The following is a 16,453-nucleotide window of genomic DNA, read 5'->3' as shown; positions in this document are numbered from 1 at the left end:
TGTAATTGAATGCCCGAGGTGCACGTTGCCAAATGTTACAGCAACCTTCTTTGGTGAACCAGGAAGTGGAAAATCTGCCTTAATAGAGCGCTTTACTCAAAGAGCGATCGCTGAAGACAGTACTGGGGTTGTTTATAATATCGCCCATGCAGAAAATACAAAAATTCAACTCTGGGATTTATCGGGTAAACATCCTGCCCGAATACATTATGCAAAAACTTACCTAAAGGGCTGCAATGTTTGCGTATTCACCGTTGATTTAACTAACCCTTTCAACAGGGAACAATTTTCCGCCTACCTTGAGGTTATCAAAGAATCTGCGCCTAACGCATCACTCATTCTTGTGGGATGTAAAAGCGATTTGCCTCGAAAAATAGATAACGCATCTTTCCAGGGCATCATGGAAGAATACGGGATCCCTTATGGGTTTATTACCTCATCGGCTACCGGTGAAGGTGTTAACCAATTATTTTCAGCAATCGCAAAATCCGGGAATTACCAAAAAATAAACGAGTATGTAACTAATCCTGTCCGCAAGCCTAGTCTCCATGAGCCAGAACTAGCCGATATGAAAGTTCTCATCCATCCAACATCACCTTTATACAATGCGATTGAAAACCTTGAAAAACTCGCTGCTGCATTACCCCTGGTGCAAGAAAGGAGGATTAAGGAAGCTATAGTAGAATTAATAGGTGGTTTGCGTGATCCGGAAAAAGACAAAGAGGTTGTTATTGGGACGTTTGTGTCAATCTGCGGCGTCGCTCTGCAAGAAGCACGTGATTCAGGGGTATCAAAAATGACAATTTCTCAAATAAGCAAAGCCGTCCTGGCAGTAGCAGCTGCTTCCACAATCGCCATGTTCATTGCTTCATCCGTTCTTAGTCTAGGGGTTGTTACGCTATTAATAGGCGGCATTGTTGGTACAGGTGTAGGGATTCATTTAGTCAAAAGCGGTTTTTTTAAAACCCCTCTTGCTTGTGCGATTGAACAAATTCAAATTGCAGCAAATAATCAAAATACCTTTATTGAAGAGCCCCTAATGGAATTGTCTTAACTTTCTGAGAACTTAAAGAAAATTTGCTTCTCTTTTAACGGATTATAATGGTTATTGAACCTACTGCCTTGGAATGGCAAGTATTTTTCTTGAAAGAAATTGGAACATTAGACTCCAACTTTCGAAAATCACACTCATGATCTCTGAAAGAAGCTAACACAGCAGCTCTCTTGCTATCAAAAAACTTTATTAATAAAAAACAGTAAAAATTGACACATTATTGTTTAAATTGAGTAAATAAAACTATACTAATTGAAAACAGTGTGTATTCACTATTTCCATTGAGGTTACCTCCAAAGATTGGTGTTGTTGTGTCGAATTTAACTGGAGCAAATAGCGAATGTACTTATCCAAACAATTGCTAGGATGGTTTTACAAGTTAACTCCTCAAGTGAATTTGAGTCGCCAGAACAGGTTAATTAGTAGTGTAAGTATTGAGCTCATAATTCTTGGATTGGTGTTGTTATACATCACTTTCTCATGGGAACTTTGGTTAATGCTTTACCTAGTCGCAGCCGCCTCAATCATAGTGGCTGCCAATCTCTTAATCCTTAAAAAAACGAAGAACAGCATGCTTTGTGGAAACATATTGACTTTTTCAGTTTTAATCACAGCCACCTTAGCAAACTACTGGATGGGAGGCATCTCCACTTCTTATTTTGGTTGGTATTATGTTATCCCTGTTCTTGCAGCTTCCACCGTTGGCTTGCTGGGTTTAGTCGTCTATGCTGTCTTCTCGTTATGCATGGTCGTTTTATTCTCAATAATTGCTATTGTGCCAATTTACTCCTTGTCAGACTCTGAATATCTACTTATCAATTTTATTAACCGTTTCTTTTCCCTATTTGTTATCACAACAACTTTATACACCGTCTTAAGGGAAAATATTCTTTATGAAACTATGCTGCGTGAACATAATTATCTATTGCAAGCAGATAAAGATAAATTTCATTATCTTGCCCGTTACGATACGTTGACTAATTTACCTAACCGCTCCTATTTTCAAAATTATTTTCAAAGTATTATTGAATCAGCTAAAGCAAAGAACTATTGCGTCACTGTTTTCTTTATGGATTTGGATGGCTTAAAAGAAGTAAATGACCGTTATGGACATGACGCCGGTGATTCGCTGCTTTCCCAAAGCGGAAAACGAATGCAATCCTGCTTTAGAGAAAATGACTTTCTCTCACGATTAGGAGGAGATGAATTCACTGCTGTGATCAATCATCTTGAGAGGGACAAAATACCTAAAGCAATTGCAAAACGGATTATTCAGGAATTTAATAGGCCTTTCTTAATTAATGGTAAACTCATTAATTGCAAAATTAGCATAGGATTAGCCACCTACCCTTTTGATAGCCAAAACCCGGATGAACTGGTCGTCAAAGCTGATCAGGCGATGTATTACGCTAAGAATGCTGGCGGCAATACTTATAAACTCGCCAAAAGAACGAAGAAAACTTTTTCTTAGTAAAAACTGTTTACGTAATCACTCGATTATAACTTGACATTAGCCGAGCCCCCCCTTAGCATGCATAGATTCTTCCAAAGAACTTCCTCTTTTCCCTTCCCTCATAATGAGGAGAAGTGCCCCGAAAATCGGATGAGGGGTTGCTGATTCGGAGTTCTTTATTCCGATGTTTGCCCCTGCCGGGGCTAAAGTACCAATATGAGGATTAGCGATGACGGTAGACCGTTTAAAAGCGCTGGTGAGTGATGATTTTGATGCAGTTAATACCCTCATTATTAACAAAATTCAATCACAAATTGGTTTGATTGACGACTTAGCGCATCACATCGTGCAAAGCGGGGGTAAACGCCTACGCCCTTTGTTAGTACTCTTGGCAAGCCGTGCTTGCAATTATCAAGGCAGTGATCATATTACCCTTGCAGCTATGATTGAATTTTTTCATACCGCAACACTGTTACATGATGATGTGATTGATGAATCAACTCTAAGGCGTGGCCGGGAAACCGCTAATGAGATTTGGGGTTCCAAAGCAAGTATCCTTGTAGGTGATTATCTTTTTACCCAATCGGTACAACTCATGGTGAGCGTCAATCACCCACGAATTCTTCGTTTAATAGCAGATACTTCTCATGAAATTACATGCGGGGAGGTAAAGCAATTGGTCAATCGCCATAATTGCTCGCTTTCAATTGATGATTATTTTGACGTTATTCGTGCGAAAACCGCGCTCTTATTTGCCGCATCAGCCTCAATTGGCGCCTTGTTAAGTCATACCGGGGAAGAGGTAGAAAAAAGTTTATATGCTTATGGTCTTCATTTAGGCAATGCTTTCCAGCTCATCGATGATGCCCTGGATTATTGCTCGGATGCAAAAACAATCGGCAAAAATATAGGAGACGACCTAGCCGATGGTAAAGCAACTCTACCGTTACTTCATGCTCTACAGCACGGTACAATAACGCAACAGCAATTGATCAAGGATAGCCTCAGCGAAGGTAGTTTAGACAATTTGCCAGAAGTTCTTAAAGCGATTGAAGAGACACAAGCAATCGAATTCACAAGAAATTATGCAGCACAAGAGGTAGATCGCGCTCTATCTTCTCTGGAAATTTTACCCAATACCGTTTATAAAGATGCTCTTGTGGAACTCGCACAGTTTTCGCTAAAACGGGATCATTAAAACTAATCTTTCTGTCGGAGTGTAGCTCAGCCTGGTAGAGCACTGCCTTCGGGAGGCAGGGGTCGCAGGTTCAATTCCTGTCACTCCGACCAATAATCGGCTTTCGCTATTCCAACTAGAAAAACTTAAAATAAAATTTATCAAATTTAGCAAGAAAGTCCTTTTTTGGTTACTCACCTACATGTCATCCTGAAAACGAAATACCTGGCGATAAAACAAGCGATTCTTGGCAAGATCCCTCAAGCGACTATGTCGCTTTCAGAATGATGGTGCAGTGAACTTCCTTTTTTGTTTGTTTTGATTCTTTTTGGTACAATCTGAGATTAATTTAATTTCCTGGGTTTTTAGATGCAGTATTTTGCGGCTAGAGATATTAAGAAGGCATATCCTTTAAATCTGGAATTACGCCATTTTACTCAACCAAGTTTTTTCAAATTTTGTATGTATTGGTTTAGTATTCCTATACCGTTAATTTCCAGCCTACAATTCAGGTTATCTGAACAAAAAACAATAGAATCGGTACTCCTCTTATTAACGGAAGCTAAAAATGAAATTGACTCACTACCTCAATCGCTCAATTTTCTCCCTGACTGGTTGTTGTTTCGGCCTTTAAATAATTGATTAGTCATTTTTTTAGAGTCCAGAAAAACGAACTTAAACGCTCCTTGTGGGCAAAAATTGAAGAGGCAACCTTAAAAAGTCCTGGTGTATTGCAAAGGGATGATGAAGTAGACCAGAAAATTACTCAGTGTATTGAGCATCACAAGAGAGAAATAGACACACAACTGGCTGTGCAACATGATACAACATATAAGCAAATCACAGAGGAAATGACTCAATCTTTAGTGAAGTTACATCGTTTACGGGAACATCGTGAGGGGGTGATTGATAGAGAAGGTCCAAAGGGGGAACCAATTATCTTCCAACTTGGGGAACGGACGCACATAACTTATGGCTCTCCCGACCCTCGCGCACAAAAGGACTTTGAACGATTCCGTTTATCTCGTATTGATGCAGATATTGAAAAAGAAGGGAGCAATTTAAAACAAACCAACATCAAGCGTGAAAGGTTCTTTTTGCCAGCAAAATATAACAATTCTACAGAGTACAAAGAACTCCTTGATAAGCGCACGCAAGCAGCACTTGCGCCTACTAAGCTATATGGGACATTGTAATTGCTTAAGTCTCCCATGGTGATGGTTGCGTGGTGTACAAAATCCAAACATGGGAACCTGAACCTACCTATTTGACTGGTAACAGATCAATCTCTATGGTCGAGTTTTTTGCCGAAACTCCAGAAGCACTTGCGAATTCGGTTAAGAATGCATCTACCTTGCTAAAGTGCTCCTCCCAAGTGGGTTTTTTAAATTCTTTTATGCGTCTGATTTGATCCGCCCTCCGAACGCTGTCGGGTTGTGTGTATTCTAAAATTAGCTCAGCCCAACGCATTCCATCCAGGGAATCAACATATTCAGGGACATCACCTGCTATCTCTCGAAATACAGGTAAATCACTGGCAATAACGGGAACACCTAAGGTTAACGCCTCGATCAAAGGTAGACCGTATCCTTCTATGAAAGATGGCGTAAGTAAAGCCTGGCTATGATGGATATAATTGATTAAATCAGTATCAGGACAATGAGCAATCTCGGTCACAACGCCTTTTAAGAATTGGCAACGTTCTAACATATCGACTACGTTCTCACACTCCCACCCTCGACCGCCAATTAAGAACAGATGTGGAGTTTTATCGCCCAAACGCTGTGATAAACTACGCCATATTTGAAGTAATAACAAATGATTTTTTCGGGGTTCGATAGTACTCAGAATAACAAAATAAGGTTTCTCTATAGGGCGCTTGCCTGGCGCCTTCGCTGTAATCCCTGATGCTAATAACGCCACTTTAGCTCGAGGCATAGGTTTATCAGTCAGCTGGGAATACTGAATCAAATCCTGAAGCGTTGCTTCGGAATTAGTAATAACGCCACTGGCAATCCTCAAGATATAATTCATCTTCTCCCTGTGTCTGGTATCCTCCCCAGGATCACAAAATTCAGGGTAAGTTATTGCAATAAGATCATGGACAAAAAAAATGGGCTTAACTTTCCATTTACGCATCATTCGCAAATAATCCGACTGGCCAAGACCGATGTGTCCTGTATTCACCAAAAAGGTATTTGCCTCACTTTTGGGGGGCGAAAAAGATAAGATCCCCCTAACGATAATCAGCATTGCGGCGAACTTTGAGGTAGGAGATTCTAACCATGCAAATAAAGCCTTCGATGCTGCATGAGATAATACCCAACTACGGCCGCACCAACGTACAAGAGCTTGCCCTGTATGACGATAATGGTGAACATAGGCCATAGCAACTCGATCAATGCCTGTAAGCATCTTTCCCTTTATTGAGCGGCGAAACACACGAGTGATATCGATAATAATGTTCATAAATTCCTTTTGTAACACACTAACTTAAATTGAAATTCACAAAATTAGCGTTCCTGCTATTGCAATTAGTTTGATTTATGAGAATAATTTTTTAACAGCAAGATAGCTAAGTGGTATATAAGTCTTAAGATTAATCAAAACAAGATCGCTAAGATTATTTCCGAACTAGAATATATGATATTTGCTGTGGAAGGCTAGTCATTTCATGATATTTAATGAAACAAGGAGAAGTTTCATGCATTCCTCAATTTATTATTTTTCCCCAGAATTATTAGAATCAATTGGTCATGAAATAAATTCTTACTTACGCGCAAAGCCTTTCTCAACAGAATCTTCCAGTGTAATGGATTTTCATCGAGAAAATTTTATTGCGCAACTCAATACCTGCGGTTGCGCTCCCGAAACGATTTATGAGATGGTTAATCATTATACAAATAATCAACTACTCACGGAGGCTATTCTCTCCTGTGGTGGCGGCCAAGCCCTTTTCAGTACCCCTCAAGCAATATTAAGCAATTTACACATTGCTGATGAAATACTTGACCGATATTATAAGACAGGTACTTACCGAAGGCTGATTTATACTAAGAGTTTATCCCAGGACCATTTTATTAATCTGTACATGTGCATTTATGGTATGCGTAACGGGGGAAATACTAACTTAGTTCTAAATAGGAAAACAGGAATGCTGGAACGAATTGATAATGAAGATTATCAAGCGGTTTTTCCTTTTTACGCACACAATGAGGGCAAGCATCTTCTCGAATCTCAGGCACGTGAACAATTCGATTTTGACATAGCCCCATTAGCAGCAGTTTATCTAAGGTTAAAAATCAGGAACGAAGGTCAAATTGAGTTTATTCCTGTACTCACTAAACTTGCCATTAACTCATCATTACTTCATCCTGTTGATGCTGAAAAAATGCATCAATTCAAAACCTATGGAGCTACAGCAGATTTAGCTATTTATCAAGAGTTTTGGCATCATATCAATAATGATTTAATGCAGTTTACTAATGAATCACATCCTAATAGTCAGGTCATTAACTTAGCAAAAAAGCTCGATCAGGCTTTTTATTATTTAAGGACAGAGGATTATAACTTTTTCCTAATTTCGCTAGAAGAATTTTATTTAAGAGTCAGAGAATACATTGGATTGGATTCCTTTAACAAAAAAGTTAAGCCAGTCTCTCAAGATGATATTATTGTTATTGTCATGGAGTGCTTATCAATCATCAAACCAGATTTACGAGATTTGACCTTTATTTGTTATCTTATTGCTTCGTTTCCCAGTGATGAGTCATCCATCGCAAAAATAAGATACTCTCTTGCACAAATTTACTATGCTCTAAACTCATACTTGAGTGAAACTCAAGGAGAAACAATCGTTCGTGAAACCACGGACGAAAGCCGTTTTAAATTAGAAAAGTTAGACAGAATTTTTAAATCAATTAACTTTAGGTACCTCATCTCAGAGTATAGAAAAGCAGAGTTTCTTCATATTATTAGGGTTAAAGCAACAAAAATATCCTATGATTATGTTATTCCAACTTTGATGTTTGAAGGAGAACAAGACCCTATTGAGGATTTATTCTATTTGCAACTTCAATTGTGTCAAAAGCTTTGTTATTCCTCAGAATTGACTCTGAATGAGTACAGGCTAATGCTCCTTGAAAGGCTGCATTCATTAAGTATGGCGATCAGTTTTATCGATAGAAATGAGGTGAACGAAGAAAGGAAAAATTATATTATTAATAAATTATCCGAGATATTAGGGATTATCCAAAGTTACTTGTATCTAATCCACAATACTGCCTTTACACCACATACTATTACTGCTTCTTTGGAGTTATTATTTGACTCAACTATCTTCGGAAAAAGAAATCCTCACCTTGAAAACCGTGAGTTTTTTGGCTGTTTATTCAGCGAAGCTGATATTGATGACTACTCTTTTCCCGATAAAGCCAATAAAGTATTGCTTGCCTACCTCATATCAGTTTCTAAAAATTTGGCTAGCCCCCCAGAAAACTTAGGCAATCATCCCGATTTACTAAAAATTCTCGCCTCATTAAAATCCATTGAAGAAGAAATTAAAGCCCATCCTGAACGCTTAATTGATAATAGCCTAGGTGTATACTCTCTCATTTGTGCAGTGAGGAAATTTAGCGAAAACAATCAATCCTATTTTAATTTTCATTTTAAATTTAGCTCTAACCAATGGCTTCGTAATTTGAATATTCTATTCAATGAAGCTGAGCAAAATGCCTATGTTCTTTATAAATTATGTCAGTTTTTTTTAGGACATTTATATCTGGTGGATTTACTCAAAACATTAGCTGAATATTTAGATATTTTAAAGGAAAATTCAAATTCAGTTTATGAGCGATTCTTTAGTAGCTCTCCATGGAAACAAAATTTTGCCACCTTTTTAGAAAGGTTGACCTCCCAATCTAATGATGATTCCCTCCTTTGTGAACAGTATAAAATAATTGAACTGTCGCAACCAACCCCGGTTACTCCAACTGTATAATTTAAAACCTATTGATGACAGAACTGCAGCCTTTTTATGAGAAAATATGTTCCTTTCGAGCAAAGCCTGTAGATGTTAAATTAAAAAAAATAGACGGAGAACAGTATATTTATTTAATCTTATTTTTGTGCAAAAAAAATAACTTAGTGTAATATTACAATTCCTTTTCTTGATTGGGAATAAGATGTTTGAATCGCTTGTTGTATTACATTGTGAATTGGATAGTAAAAAGAAGGTTTCTCATATCTTTCAAAGTATCGAAGAAAAACTATTCTGCTTCAGGCCTGCAACCTGTTCACGGCAAATTTTTATTTTTGATAAGTTGGCAGAAGAAGAAAAAGAAATTTTCACTAAGTATTGTGAAACATTAGCTGCAGCAGGCCAGCCCTATGATCTTTACACTGGATTTGATGCTTTTGAATTCCTTTTAAAATGGGCTGTTGGCTTGCTAAACCCTAGATACAATTTTAATGACCGATTCGTCCTGGGGAAATGTCGCGAACTTTGGACTACTTTTTGCGACACAAACGCCACACATCTTAAAGGTCGACCAATGGCAAAATTAATTCCTCAACTGCTAGAGGATGCTGGTTATGTTCGCAGCACTATCGAAAACAGAATGGAAGAAGAAAAAATCTCCGCATCATCAAGAATTAAAATAATGACAGATTTGTGTCACACTCGGCGGGAACGAAGAGAACATCAGAAAAAGCTCGGCGCTTTAAGCTTCTTTGATGTTTTTTGGAATACTGAAAGTTCTTCAGAAGAAGAGAACGATGTTAAAATTGGCAGGCTAGGCAAAAAAATTAAACGTTTACAAGAAGTTGCCGAAACCGAAGACGAAATCGTCACACCAAAGATCAGCAACAAATCCCGACTGATTGTTACTCAATCAGCAATTGCATCGTGTTGGATAAAAAGACAGCTTGAACACGCGAACCAGCCTGCGGAAGAGACTACGCAGTTTCGGTTCGAACCACATTAAAACAGTGTGGTTATCCTCTGCATTATCGAGTAGATGAGTCAATCGACTCATCTACTCAAAATGTGTTGAAATTGGTGAATTTTGTTCAGTTCCGAGTCCAAGCGGCAGCCGTATTCGGGACTCGCTATGCCACTTCCAGGCTATGGCCCGCTCTGGCCTCCCCGGATACCCATGATTAGGAAAAGCGGGAATCCGTAAGCTTGGCTTTATGCCGTAATTACTTGCAATCCCCCTAAATAAGGCTGTAACGCCTTAGGAATATGGATATTCCCATCCTTATCTTGGTAATTTTCCAAAATGGCCACTAAAGTACGACCTACAGCGAGACCAGAGCCATTGAGTGTATGAACCAATTCTGTCGCTTGCGTTTCAGGGTTTCTGTAACGTGCTTTCATTCGCCGCGCTTGATATGCTTCTGTATTAGAGCACGAAGAAATTTCCCTGTATCTGTTTTGGCTGGGTAACCAAACTTCAATATCATATGTTTTTGCAGCCCCTGCGCCCATATCCCCTGTGCACAATGTCACAACCCGGTATGCCAAGTCCAGGCGTTGTAAAATAACTTCGGCGTGGCGTACTAACTGCTCAAGCGCTTCATAGGACGTTTCAGGGGTAGTAATCCATACAAGCTCAACCTTTTCAAATTGATGTTGTCTTATCATTCCCTTAGTGTCTTTACCGTATGAACCAGCTTCACTACGGAAACATGGGGAGTGGCAAGCGTAACGAAATGGTAAAGTTTCTGCTGCTAGGATGGTATCGCGTACAGTATTGGTTACGGAAATTTCCGATGTTGAAATCAAGTAGTAATCTTGTTCACCTCTGAGCTTAAACAAATCATCTTCAAACTTGGGCAATTGCCCTGTACCTATCAAACTGTCTGCGTTCACGATATAAGGAACATAAATTTCTTGATAACCATGCTCCTGAGTATGAATATCCAACATAAACTGAATTAGCGCGCGATGAAGCCTTGCCAACTGATTTTTCATCACTACAAAGCGGGAGCCGGTAATTTTTGCAGCCAACCCAAAGTCCATTTGCCCGAGCGCTTCTCCTAATTCATCATGCGATTTAACTGGAAAATCAAAATGTGGTATGCTCCCCCAACGCCTAATCTCGAGATTATCATTCTCATCTTTGCCTGTGGGTACCGATTGATGCGGCAAATTCGGCAAAGTTAACGTTATTGCCTCCATTTGCTGTAAAACATGCTCAAGTTCTGCTTTGTTTTTATCCAATTCCTGGCCAAGTCGATTGACCTCTTGGCGCATAAGCTCGATATCTTCACCACGTGCTTTAGCTTGGCCGATGGCCTTAGAGCGTTGATTCCGTTCATTTTGCAGTGTCTGTGTTGCAACTTGGAGTGCTTTCCTCTTTTCCTCTAGAGCACTAAAAGAGCCGACATCAAAAAGAAAACCACGCCGCTGGAGTTGCTCAGCAACATACTTTGGATTATCACGCAATAATTGAGCATCTAACATGATTACCTCACAATACCTCGTGTTGATTGGTTTAATGCATCAATCATAGGAATTACTTCGGGACAATCATTTTGCATAAGTTCTAATTCTGCAACTGCCTGTTGTACAGTTAATCCCTTACGGAAAATGATTTTATAAGCGCGTCGTAAACATTCAATGGCGGAAGGTGAGAATCCCCGGCGTCGTAAACCCACAGTATTAAGTCCACAAGCTGCAGTTGTATGGCCTGCAATCATGACGTAGGGAAGAACATCCTTAGTAATGTATGTCGCTCGTGCAATAAATGCATAAGCACCAATATGACAGAATTGATGTACAGCAGCATAAGCCCCAACAATCGCGTAATCATGAACTATAACATGCCCCGAGAGCGCTGCATAATTTATCATCGTGACATTATTACCAACAACACAGTCGTGGCCGATGTGAGAATAGGCCATTAAATAATTTTGATTACCTATACGGGTGATGCCTCCACCCTTGACTGTACCGCGGCTAATCATGCAGTACTCGCGAATAACATTGTTATCCCCAATTTCCAAACGAGTAGCCTCACCTTTATAGGTGATATCTTGTGGCTCGTCACCAATTGAGGCAAACTGGAAAATCTTGTTGTTCTTTCCGATAACAGTTGGACCTTGAATTACCACATGAGGGCCAATCCAGGTGCCTTCACCAATTTCAACCCCAGCACCAATCACACTGCCGGGACCTATTGATACCCCAGCTGCCAATTTGGCCGTGGGATGGATCATTGCACGTTCATCTATCACTTTTTATTTCCTTTGCTGCACTCATTAAGTCTGCGGAGCAGGCAAGCTTGTCACCAACAAATGCTTCACCATGCATTCGCCAAAAATCTCTTTTTTGACCAATCAGTCTAACCTCTAAGCGAAGTTGATCCCCAGGAGTCACCACATGCTTAAATTTAGCATTATCGATACCTGCAAAAAAGTACATGAATTCGTGTCCTTCCTTCGGACTGCGCGACAAATTAGATAATAACGCGCTTGCTTGCGCTAAAGCTTCAAGCATCAGCACACCTGGCATAATTGGATTTCCAGGAAAATGTCCATTAAAAAAAGGTTCATTGATTGTCACATTCTTTGTGGCTATTAAATAATCGAATGCAGTATATTCCAAAACCCGATCAACCAGGATAAAGGGGTATCGGTGTGGCAATAGATCAAGAATTCTTATTATGTCAACGGGTTCACTCATCGTTTCTCTCACTCAATTCATCATTTAATCGATTCGTACTCATGAATATCAAAAGATACAAAACACTAATTCTGGGAGATTTGCTCCTTGTTTTTATTGCTATACTCTCTCTCCAATTTTGCGAGCCGATTAATGTAATCATCGAGACGGCGGAAACGCGCAGCGTTACGACGCCACTGATGATGCTCGCTTACTATGGTTCCCGAAGAATAAACACCAGACTTAGACAGCGACTTGGCTACAGTTGACATCCCCGTAATCACGACATCATCGACCAGATTAATATGTGCAGCGATACAACTCGCTCCCCCAATAATACAGTGTGAACCAATCTGAGTATAAGCACCAATTGCTGCGCAGCCGGCGATTGCTGTATTTTTACCAACAGCTACATCATGGGCAATGTGGACCAAATTATCGATGTGCACGCCCTCGCCTATATAAGTGTCGCCTAATGAACCCCTAGCAATAACCGTGTTTGCACCAAGCTGTACATAATCTGCAATCACCACTCCCCCAACAGCAATGCCACTATGCCATCGTCCTTGTACTTTAGCACTGTTAAAAGGCCTTGCCCCAACAACCACTCCACTTCCAATCACCACATTGGCACCTAATTTTGACCCTCTATGGATGTAGACACCATTATGAATGGTAGTATGCGAACCTATACTCACCCCTTCTTCGATAACGCAGTTTGAGGCAACATTTACCCCGTTCCCTAACTTCGCTGAAGATCCGATTACAGTATTAGCGCCTATTGCAACCTGTTCCCCTAAAACCGCTGAAGAAGCAACCGATGCCGTAGGATGGATGCCAGCTTGGTGCTCGATAGCCGCCTGTGGCAGCATTTCGGCAGCAATCGTTATACTGAGCAAGGGATTAGTCACGACTATGGAATTGACCGGACAGTATTTGGCATGTCCGGCTGCTAACAACACAGCACCTGCCTGAGTTTTATCTAACAACTGCAACATCATTATATTGTCAAAGTAAGCTAGATCAGTGCTGGTAGCACAACTCAGGGACGCAACACCTCTTATAGGTTGCTCAGCATTGCCATGCAAGCAACCATTAAGCCGGCGTGCCAATTCGGCAAGGGTATACACAGAGTGCCTAATTAGCTGATTTGCTTAATCACATTGTCAGTAATATCTAGCTTATCAGAACTAAAAGGGGCTGCATCCTTTTGCAGAACAACATCATATTTATCAGTCTCAGCGACTTTAGCAATGGCCTTACGGATTTTGCTATAAAGATCTTCCATCGCTTCGTTATGAGCTGTGCTCAACTCTTGTTGGTATTGTTGGCCTTCTCTTTCGAAAGTTTGCTGAGTAGAAAGAATTTTTTTCTCAAGATCTTTCTTTTGTGATTCGCTCATTACTGAACTATCGCGTTTAAATTTTTCCATATCTTGTTTTAAACCTTCTTCCATAGCGACTAATTTGTCACGACGGGGTTTAAAATCTTTTTCTAGCTTTTGCTGGATCGCCTTCATTTGATTAGAGGTTTGCATGATTTTCTGCAAGTCCACCACACCAATTTTTACATCCGCAAATGCATTGAACCCAACGACGCTTAACATCAACGAGATTAAAATCCCAGTCACACGCTTCATTTTTATTGCTCTCCTAATTAAAAGACTCTGATGCTATCACAGATCAACAAAGGTTGCGATAATTGCGAACCAGTCTATTGTAAATTTTCTTTAACAAATCGCTAAAAGCCTGAAGATAAAGTAAATTGGAATACCTGCTCATCATCAAAGCGTTGTTTGTTTAACGCTTTAGCTAAACTGAACGCTAAAGGCCCGAAAGGAGAACGCCATTCAACAGACACGCCCGCGGAATAGCGCAAAGGACCTGAGTCTGTACCAGTCAAAAAAGTAGGTAACCGGCTCGCATACACATTACCCACATCAGTGAATATCGTGGTTCTGACTGTGTCGCGGCTCAATGGATAAGGCAAAATAAGTCCTGCACTACCGTTGACCAGAAAGTTTCCTCCTAACGCATTACGATTGTTATCTCTAGGCCCCAAAGAATAACTGTCGTAACCGCGCACCTGACCTGGGTATGCGATACCTCCAGCATAATAGTTTTCAAAGAAAGGTAAGCCGTCTCTATTAAAGGTATTTCCATAACCTATGTTGCCTAAAGCTGTCAGAATAAATCCGCGGATGAGAGGCTGGTAAAAACGGGTCATATAAGTCGCTTTATAATAAGCCAGTGATCTTGATGATGCAGGAAGCGCTACCAACCCATTGAGTTGTTGGTTCCATCCTTTGGTTGGATAAGGCATTTGATCGTAGGTGTTGCGATTCCAACCACTGCTTAAACGGATTTCATGAAAATTGCGGCCATGCAAAAGCACGAAATTTTGGATTTGCTGGACAATTCCAACTGACTTTATACGTAAGTCCTGATAACCATAACCCAATTGTAAGCTGCTGTATTCGCTGAGAAGAATATTATAGTTTACGTCTCCTCCAAAACGATCGGCTGAATAAACACTAATATCTTTTAAGTGTTTGGGGTCGATGGTATTGTAATAGAGGTTAATACCTCGCCCAACACCAGTTTTGGTATAAAACGGGTTATAGTAATTAAATGAATAGTCTTTACCCCAGTAGCTTGCATTAAAACCAAACCCTACTGAGCGCCCTGTACCCATGAAGTTATGTTGATTAAAAGCCGCATTAAATTGGGGCCCATTGGTTCCATATCCTAATGAAGCGGTAGCTTCTGCGGATGGCGCCTCTTCGATTTCAACATCCAAATCTACCTGGTTATTTGCCCCAGGAACTGGAGTGGTTTTCACATTAACATTTTTTAAATAGCCTAAAAGACGCATTTGTCTTTCAGATTCCTTAATATTATGTAACGAGAGTAGTGCCCCCTCATTCTGACGAATGACATTCCGTAAAACATAGTCAGCAGTCTTAGTGTTGCCATGGAAATTAATGCGTCGTACGTAAACATGACGTCCAGGTTCAACGACAAAAGTAATAAATACGGTTTTATTCGCTTCATCAATGCGTGGCTCAGCGTTGATCGCAGGAAAACCATAACCAATATCCCCCAGTGCTAAACCGATAGCAGAGATACTTTCTGTCACTTTCTTTCTTGAGAAGACGTCCCCTTTCTTAACTTGGACAAGTGCGTCAATTTTCTCTTTAGGTAGAATGGTCTTGCCGATGACCGAATAGCCAGCAAATCGGTATTGCGGTCCCTCTTCGATATGAATATTAATAAATACGTCTTTTTTGTCAGGTGATAACAGTACTTGTGAGGAGACAATTCGGAATTTTAAATAACCGCGATCAAGATAGAACGACCGTAAAGACTCTAACGAAGTATCCATTGCGGCTTTAGAGTATTGGTCCTTCTTAGTAAGGTAAGTAAAAATGCTTGATGTAGACAAAGACATCTGGGGTAACAGCTCATTACTCGAAAAATCATGGTTACCGATGAATTTAATTTCTTTAATGCGCGAAACACGCCCCTCGGAAATAGTCGCATTAATTGCTACGCGATTCTCAGTTAGCGTTTTTACACTAGTTTCAATACGAGCATTATACTTTCCACGTGCATTATAAGCTTGTTTTAACTCCTTTTCTAAACGCTCAAGCGAAGATCGTTGGTAGACTCGCCCTTTAACTAGACCAAGTTCTTTTAGCAATTCTTTCATCTTGTCACTGGGAATTTCTTTATTCCCAACGACAGTCACTGAACCAATGGTTGCTCTTTCAACAACATTAACAATTAGAGTGTTTCCTTGCCTTTCAAGCTCTACTGACTGAAAAAATCCGGTATCATATAAGGCTCGAATAATTTGCGCGGTGGAAGCAGGACCGATTTCTTCACCCACTTGGACGGGTAAGTAATTTAATACAGTCCCTGCACTTATCCGATGTAATCCGGTAATTTTAATATCACGTACAATGAATTCACCTGCTGCACTCACTTGTGCCGACCAAGTCAACGCCGCTGAGCAACATATACCTAATAAAATTTTTCTACTGACTTTTTTCATTATTATTTACGTCCAGTACTACTACTCATGTTGAAGTGCTCAGTT

The 16,453-nt window shown here is 40.1% G+C and carries 13 protein-coding genes and 1 tRNA gene; 7 read left to right on the top strand and 7 right to left on the bottom strand.

Going from position 1 to position 16,453, the window contains the following annotated elements; translation table 11 throughout:
* Positions 1-25: 25 nt before the first annotated feature.
* The 5 genes from LMI_RS03940 to LMI_RS03915 all read left to right on the top strand — a co-directional run bounded on the left by LMI_RS03940 (position 26) and on the right by LMI_RS03915 (position 4,880).
* Positions 26-1,054, top strand: coding sequence for a Rab family GTPase (locus LMI_RS03940; RefSeq protein ID WP_045098633.1), 1,029 nt, complete (start codon positions 26-28; stop codon positions 1,052-1,054).
* A gap of 340 nt (positions 1,055-1,394) precedes the next feature.
* A complete protein-coding gene (locus LMI_RS15585; RefSeq protein WP_045098632.1) occupies positions 1,395-2,525 on the top strand; it encodes a GGDEF domain-containing protein in 1,131 nt (376 codons plus the stop codon).
* Between the two features lie 211 nt (positions 2,526-2,736).
* Positions 2,737-3,705, top strand: coding sequence for a polyprenyl synthetase family protein (locus LMI_RS03930; protein ID WP_045098631.1), 969 nt, complete (start codon positions 2,737-2,739; stop codon positions 3,703-3,705).
* Positions 3,706-3,720: 15 nt separating this feature from the next.
* Positions 3,721-3,797 (top strand) — tRNA-Pro (locus tag LMI_RS03925).
* Positions 3,798-4,322: 525 nt separating this feature from the next.
* Positions 4,323-4,880 carry a hypothetical protein gene (locus LMI_RS03915; RefSeq protein WP_144405776.1) on the top strand — a complete coding sequence of 186 codons (558 nt, stop codon included), beginning with the start codon at positions 4,323-4,325 and terminating at the stop codon, positions 4,878-4,880.
* A 67-nt stretch (positions 4,881-4,947) separates the two neighbouring features.
* Here the strand turns inward: LMI_RS03915 and LMI_RS03910 are convergent, their stop codons facing one another.
* Positions 4,948-6,153, bottom strand: a complete 1,206-nt coding sequence (locus LMI_RS03910; RefSeq protein ID WP_064102978.1) for a glycosyltransferase family 4 protein — start codon at positions 6,151-6,153, stop codon at positions 4,948-4,950.
* A 235-nt stretch (positions 6,154-6,388) separates the two neighbouring features.
* On the opposite strand from LMI_RS03910, the gene LMI_RS03905 reads away from it, so the two are divergent.
* Positions 6,389-8,683 carry a hypothetical protein gene (locus LMI_RS03905; RefSeq protein WP_045098628.1) on the top strand — a complete coding sequence of 765 codons (2,295 nt, stop codon included), beginning with the start codon at positions 6,389-6,391 and terminating at the stop codon, positions 8,681-8,683.
* Positions 8,684-8,900: 217 nt separating this feature from the next.
* Complete coding sequence (locus tag LMI_RS03900; RefSeq protein WP_143001026.1) at positions 8,901-9,668, top strand: hypothetical protein; 768 nt, start codon at positions 8,901-8,903, stop codon at positions 9,666-9,668.
* A gap of 206 nt (positions 9,669-9,874) precedes the next feature.
* Here LMI_RS03900 and serS read toward each other — a convergent pair whose 3' ends face one another.
* The 6 genes from serS to bamA form a co-directional block, all read right to left on the bottom strand.
* Entirely contained in the window at positions 9,875-11,152 is a 1,278-nt protein-coding gene (gene serS / locus LMI_RS03895) for a serine--tRNA ligase (RefSeq protein ID WP_045098626.1), read from the bottom strand.
* Between the two features lie 2 nt (positions 11,153-11,154).
* Positions 11,155-11,925: an acyl-ACP--UDP-N-acetylglucosamine O-acyltransferase gene (lpxA, locus tag LMI_RS03890; protein WP_045098625.1), complete on the bottom strand. Its 771-nt coding sequence runs from the start codon at positions 11,923-11,925 to the stop codon at positions 11,155-11,157.
* Positions 11,915-12,373 carry a 3-hydroxyacyl-ACP dehydratase FabZ gene (fabZ, locus tag LMI_RS03885; protein WP_045098624.1) on the bottom strand — a complete coding sequence of 153 codons (459 nt, stop codon included), beginning with the start codon at positions 12,371-12,373 and terminating at the stop codon, positions 11,915-11,917. Before fabZ ends, lpxA begins: the two co-directional genes overlap by 11 nt.
* Positions 12,374-12,438: 65 nt before the next feature.
* Positions 12,439-13,482, bottom strand: a complete 1,044-nt coding sequence (gene lpxD, locus LMI_RS03880; RefSeq protein ID WP_045098623.1) for a UDP-3-O-(3-hydroxymyristoyl)glucosamine N-acyltransferase — start codon at positions 13,480-13,482, stop codon at positions 12,439-12,441.
* An 11-nt stretch (positions 13,483-13,493) separates the two neighbouring features.
* Positions 13,494-13,991, bottom strand: a complete 498-nt coding sequence (locus LMI_RS03875; RefSeq protein WP_045098622.1) for an OmpH/Skp family outer membrane protein — start codon at positions 13,989-13,991, stop codon at positions 13,494-13,496.
* A 101-nt stretch (positions 13,992-14,092) separates the two neighbouring features.
* Complete coding sequence (gene bamA, locus LMI_RS03870; RefSeq protein WP_045098621.1) at positions 14,093-16,408, bottom strand: outer membrane protein assembly factor BamA; 2,316 nt, start codon at positions 16,406-16,408, stop codon at positions 14,093-14,095.
* Positions 16,409-16,453: the final 45 nt, after the last annotated feature.

Source organism: Legionella micdadei (genome assembly GCF_000953635.1).
GTDB classification, from domain to species: Bacteria; Pseudomonadota; Gammaproteobacteria; order Legionellales; family Legionellaceae; genus Tatlockia; species Tatlockia micdadei.
The sequence above is the reverse complement of the archived record's forward strand: the minus strand, read 5'-3'. Positions and strand labels throughout refer to the sequence as shown.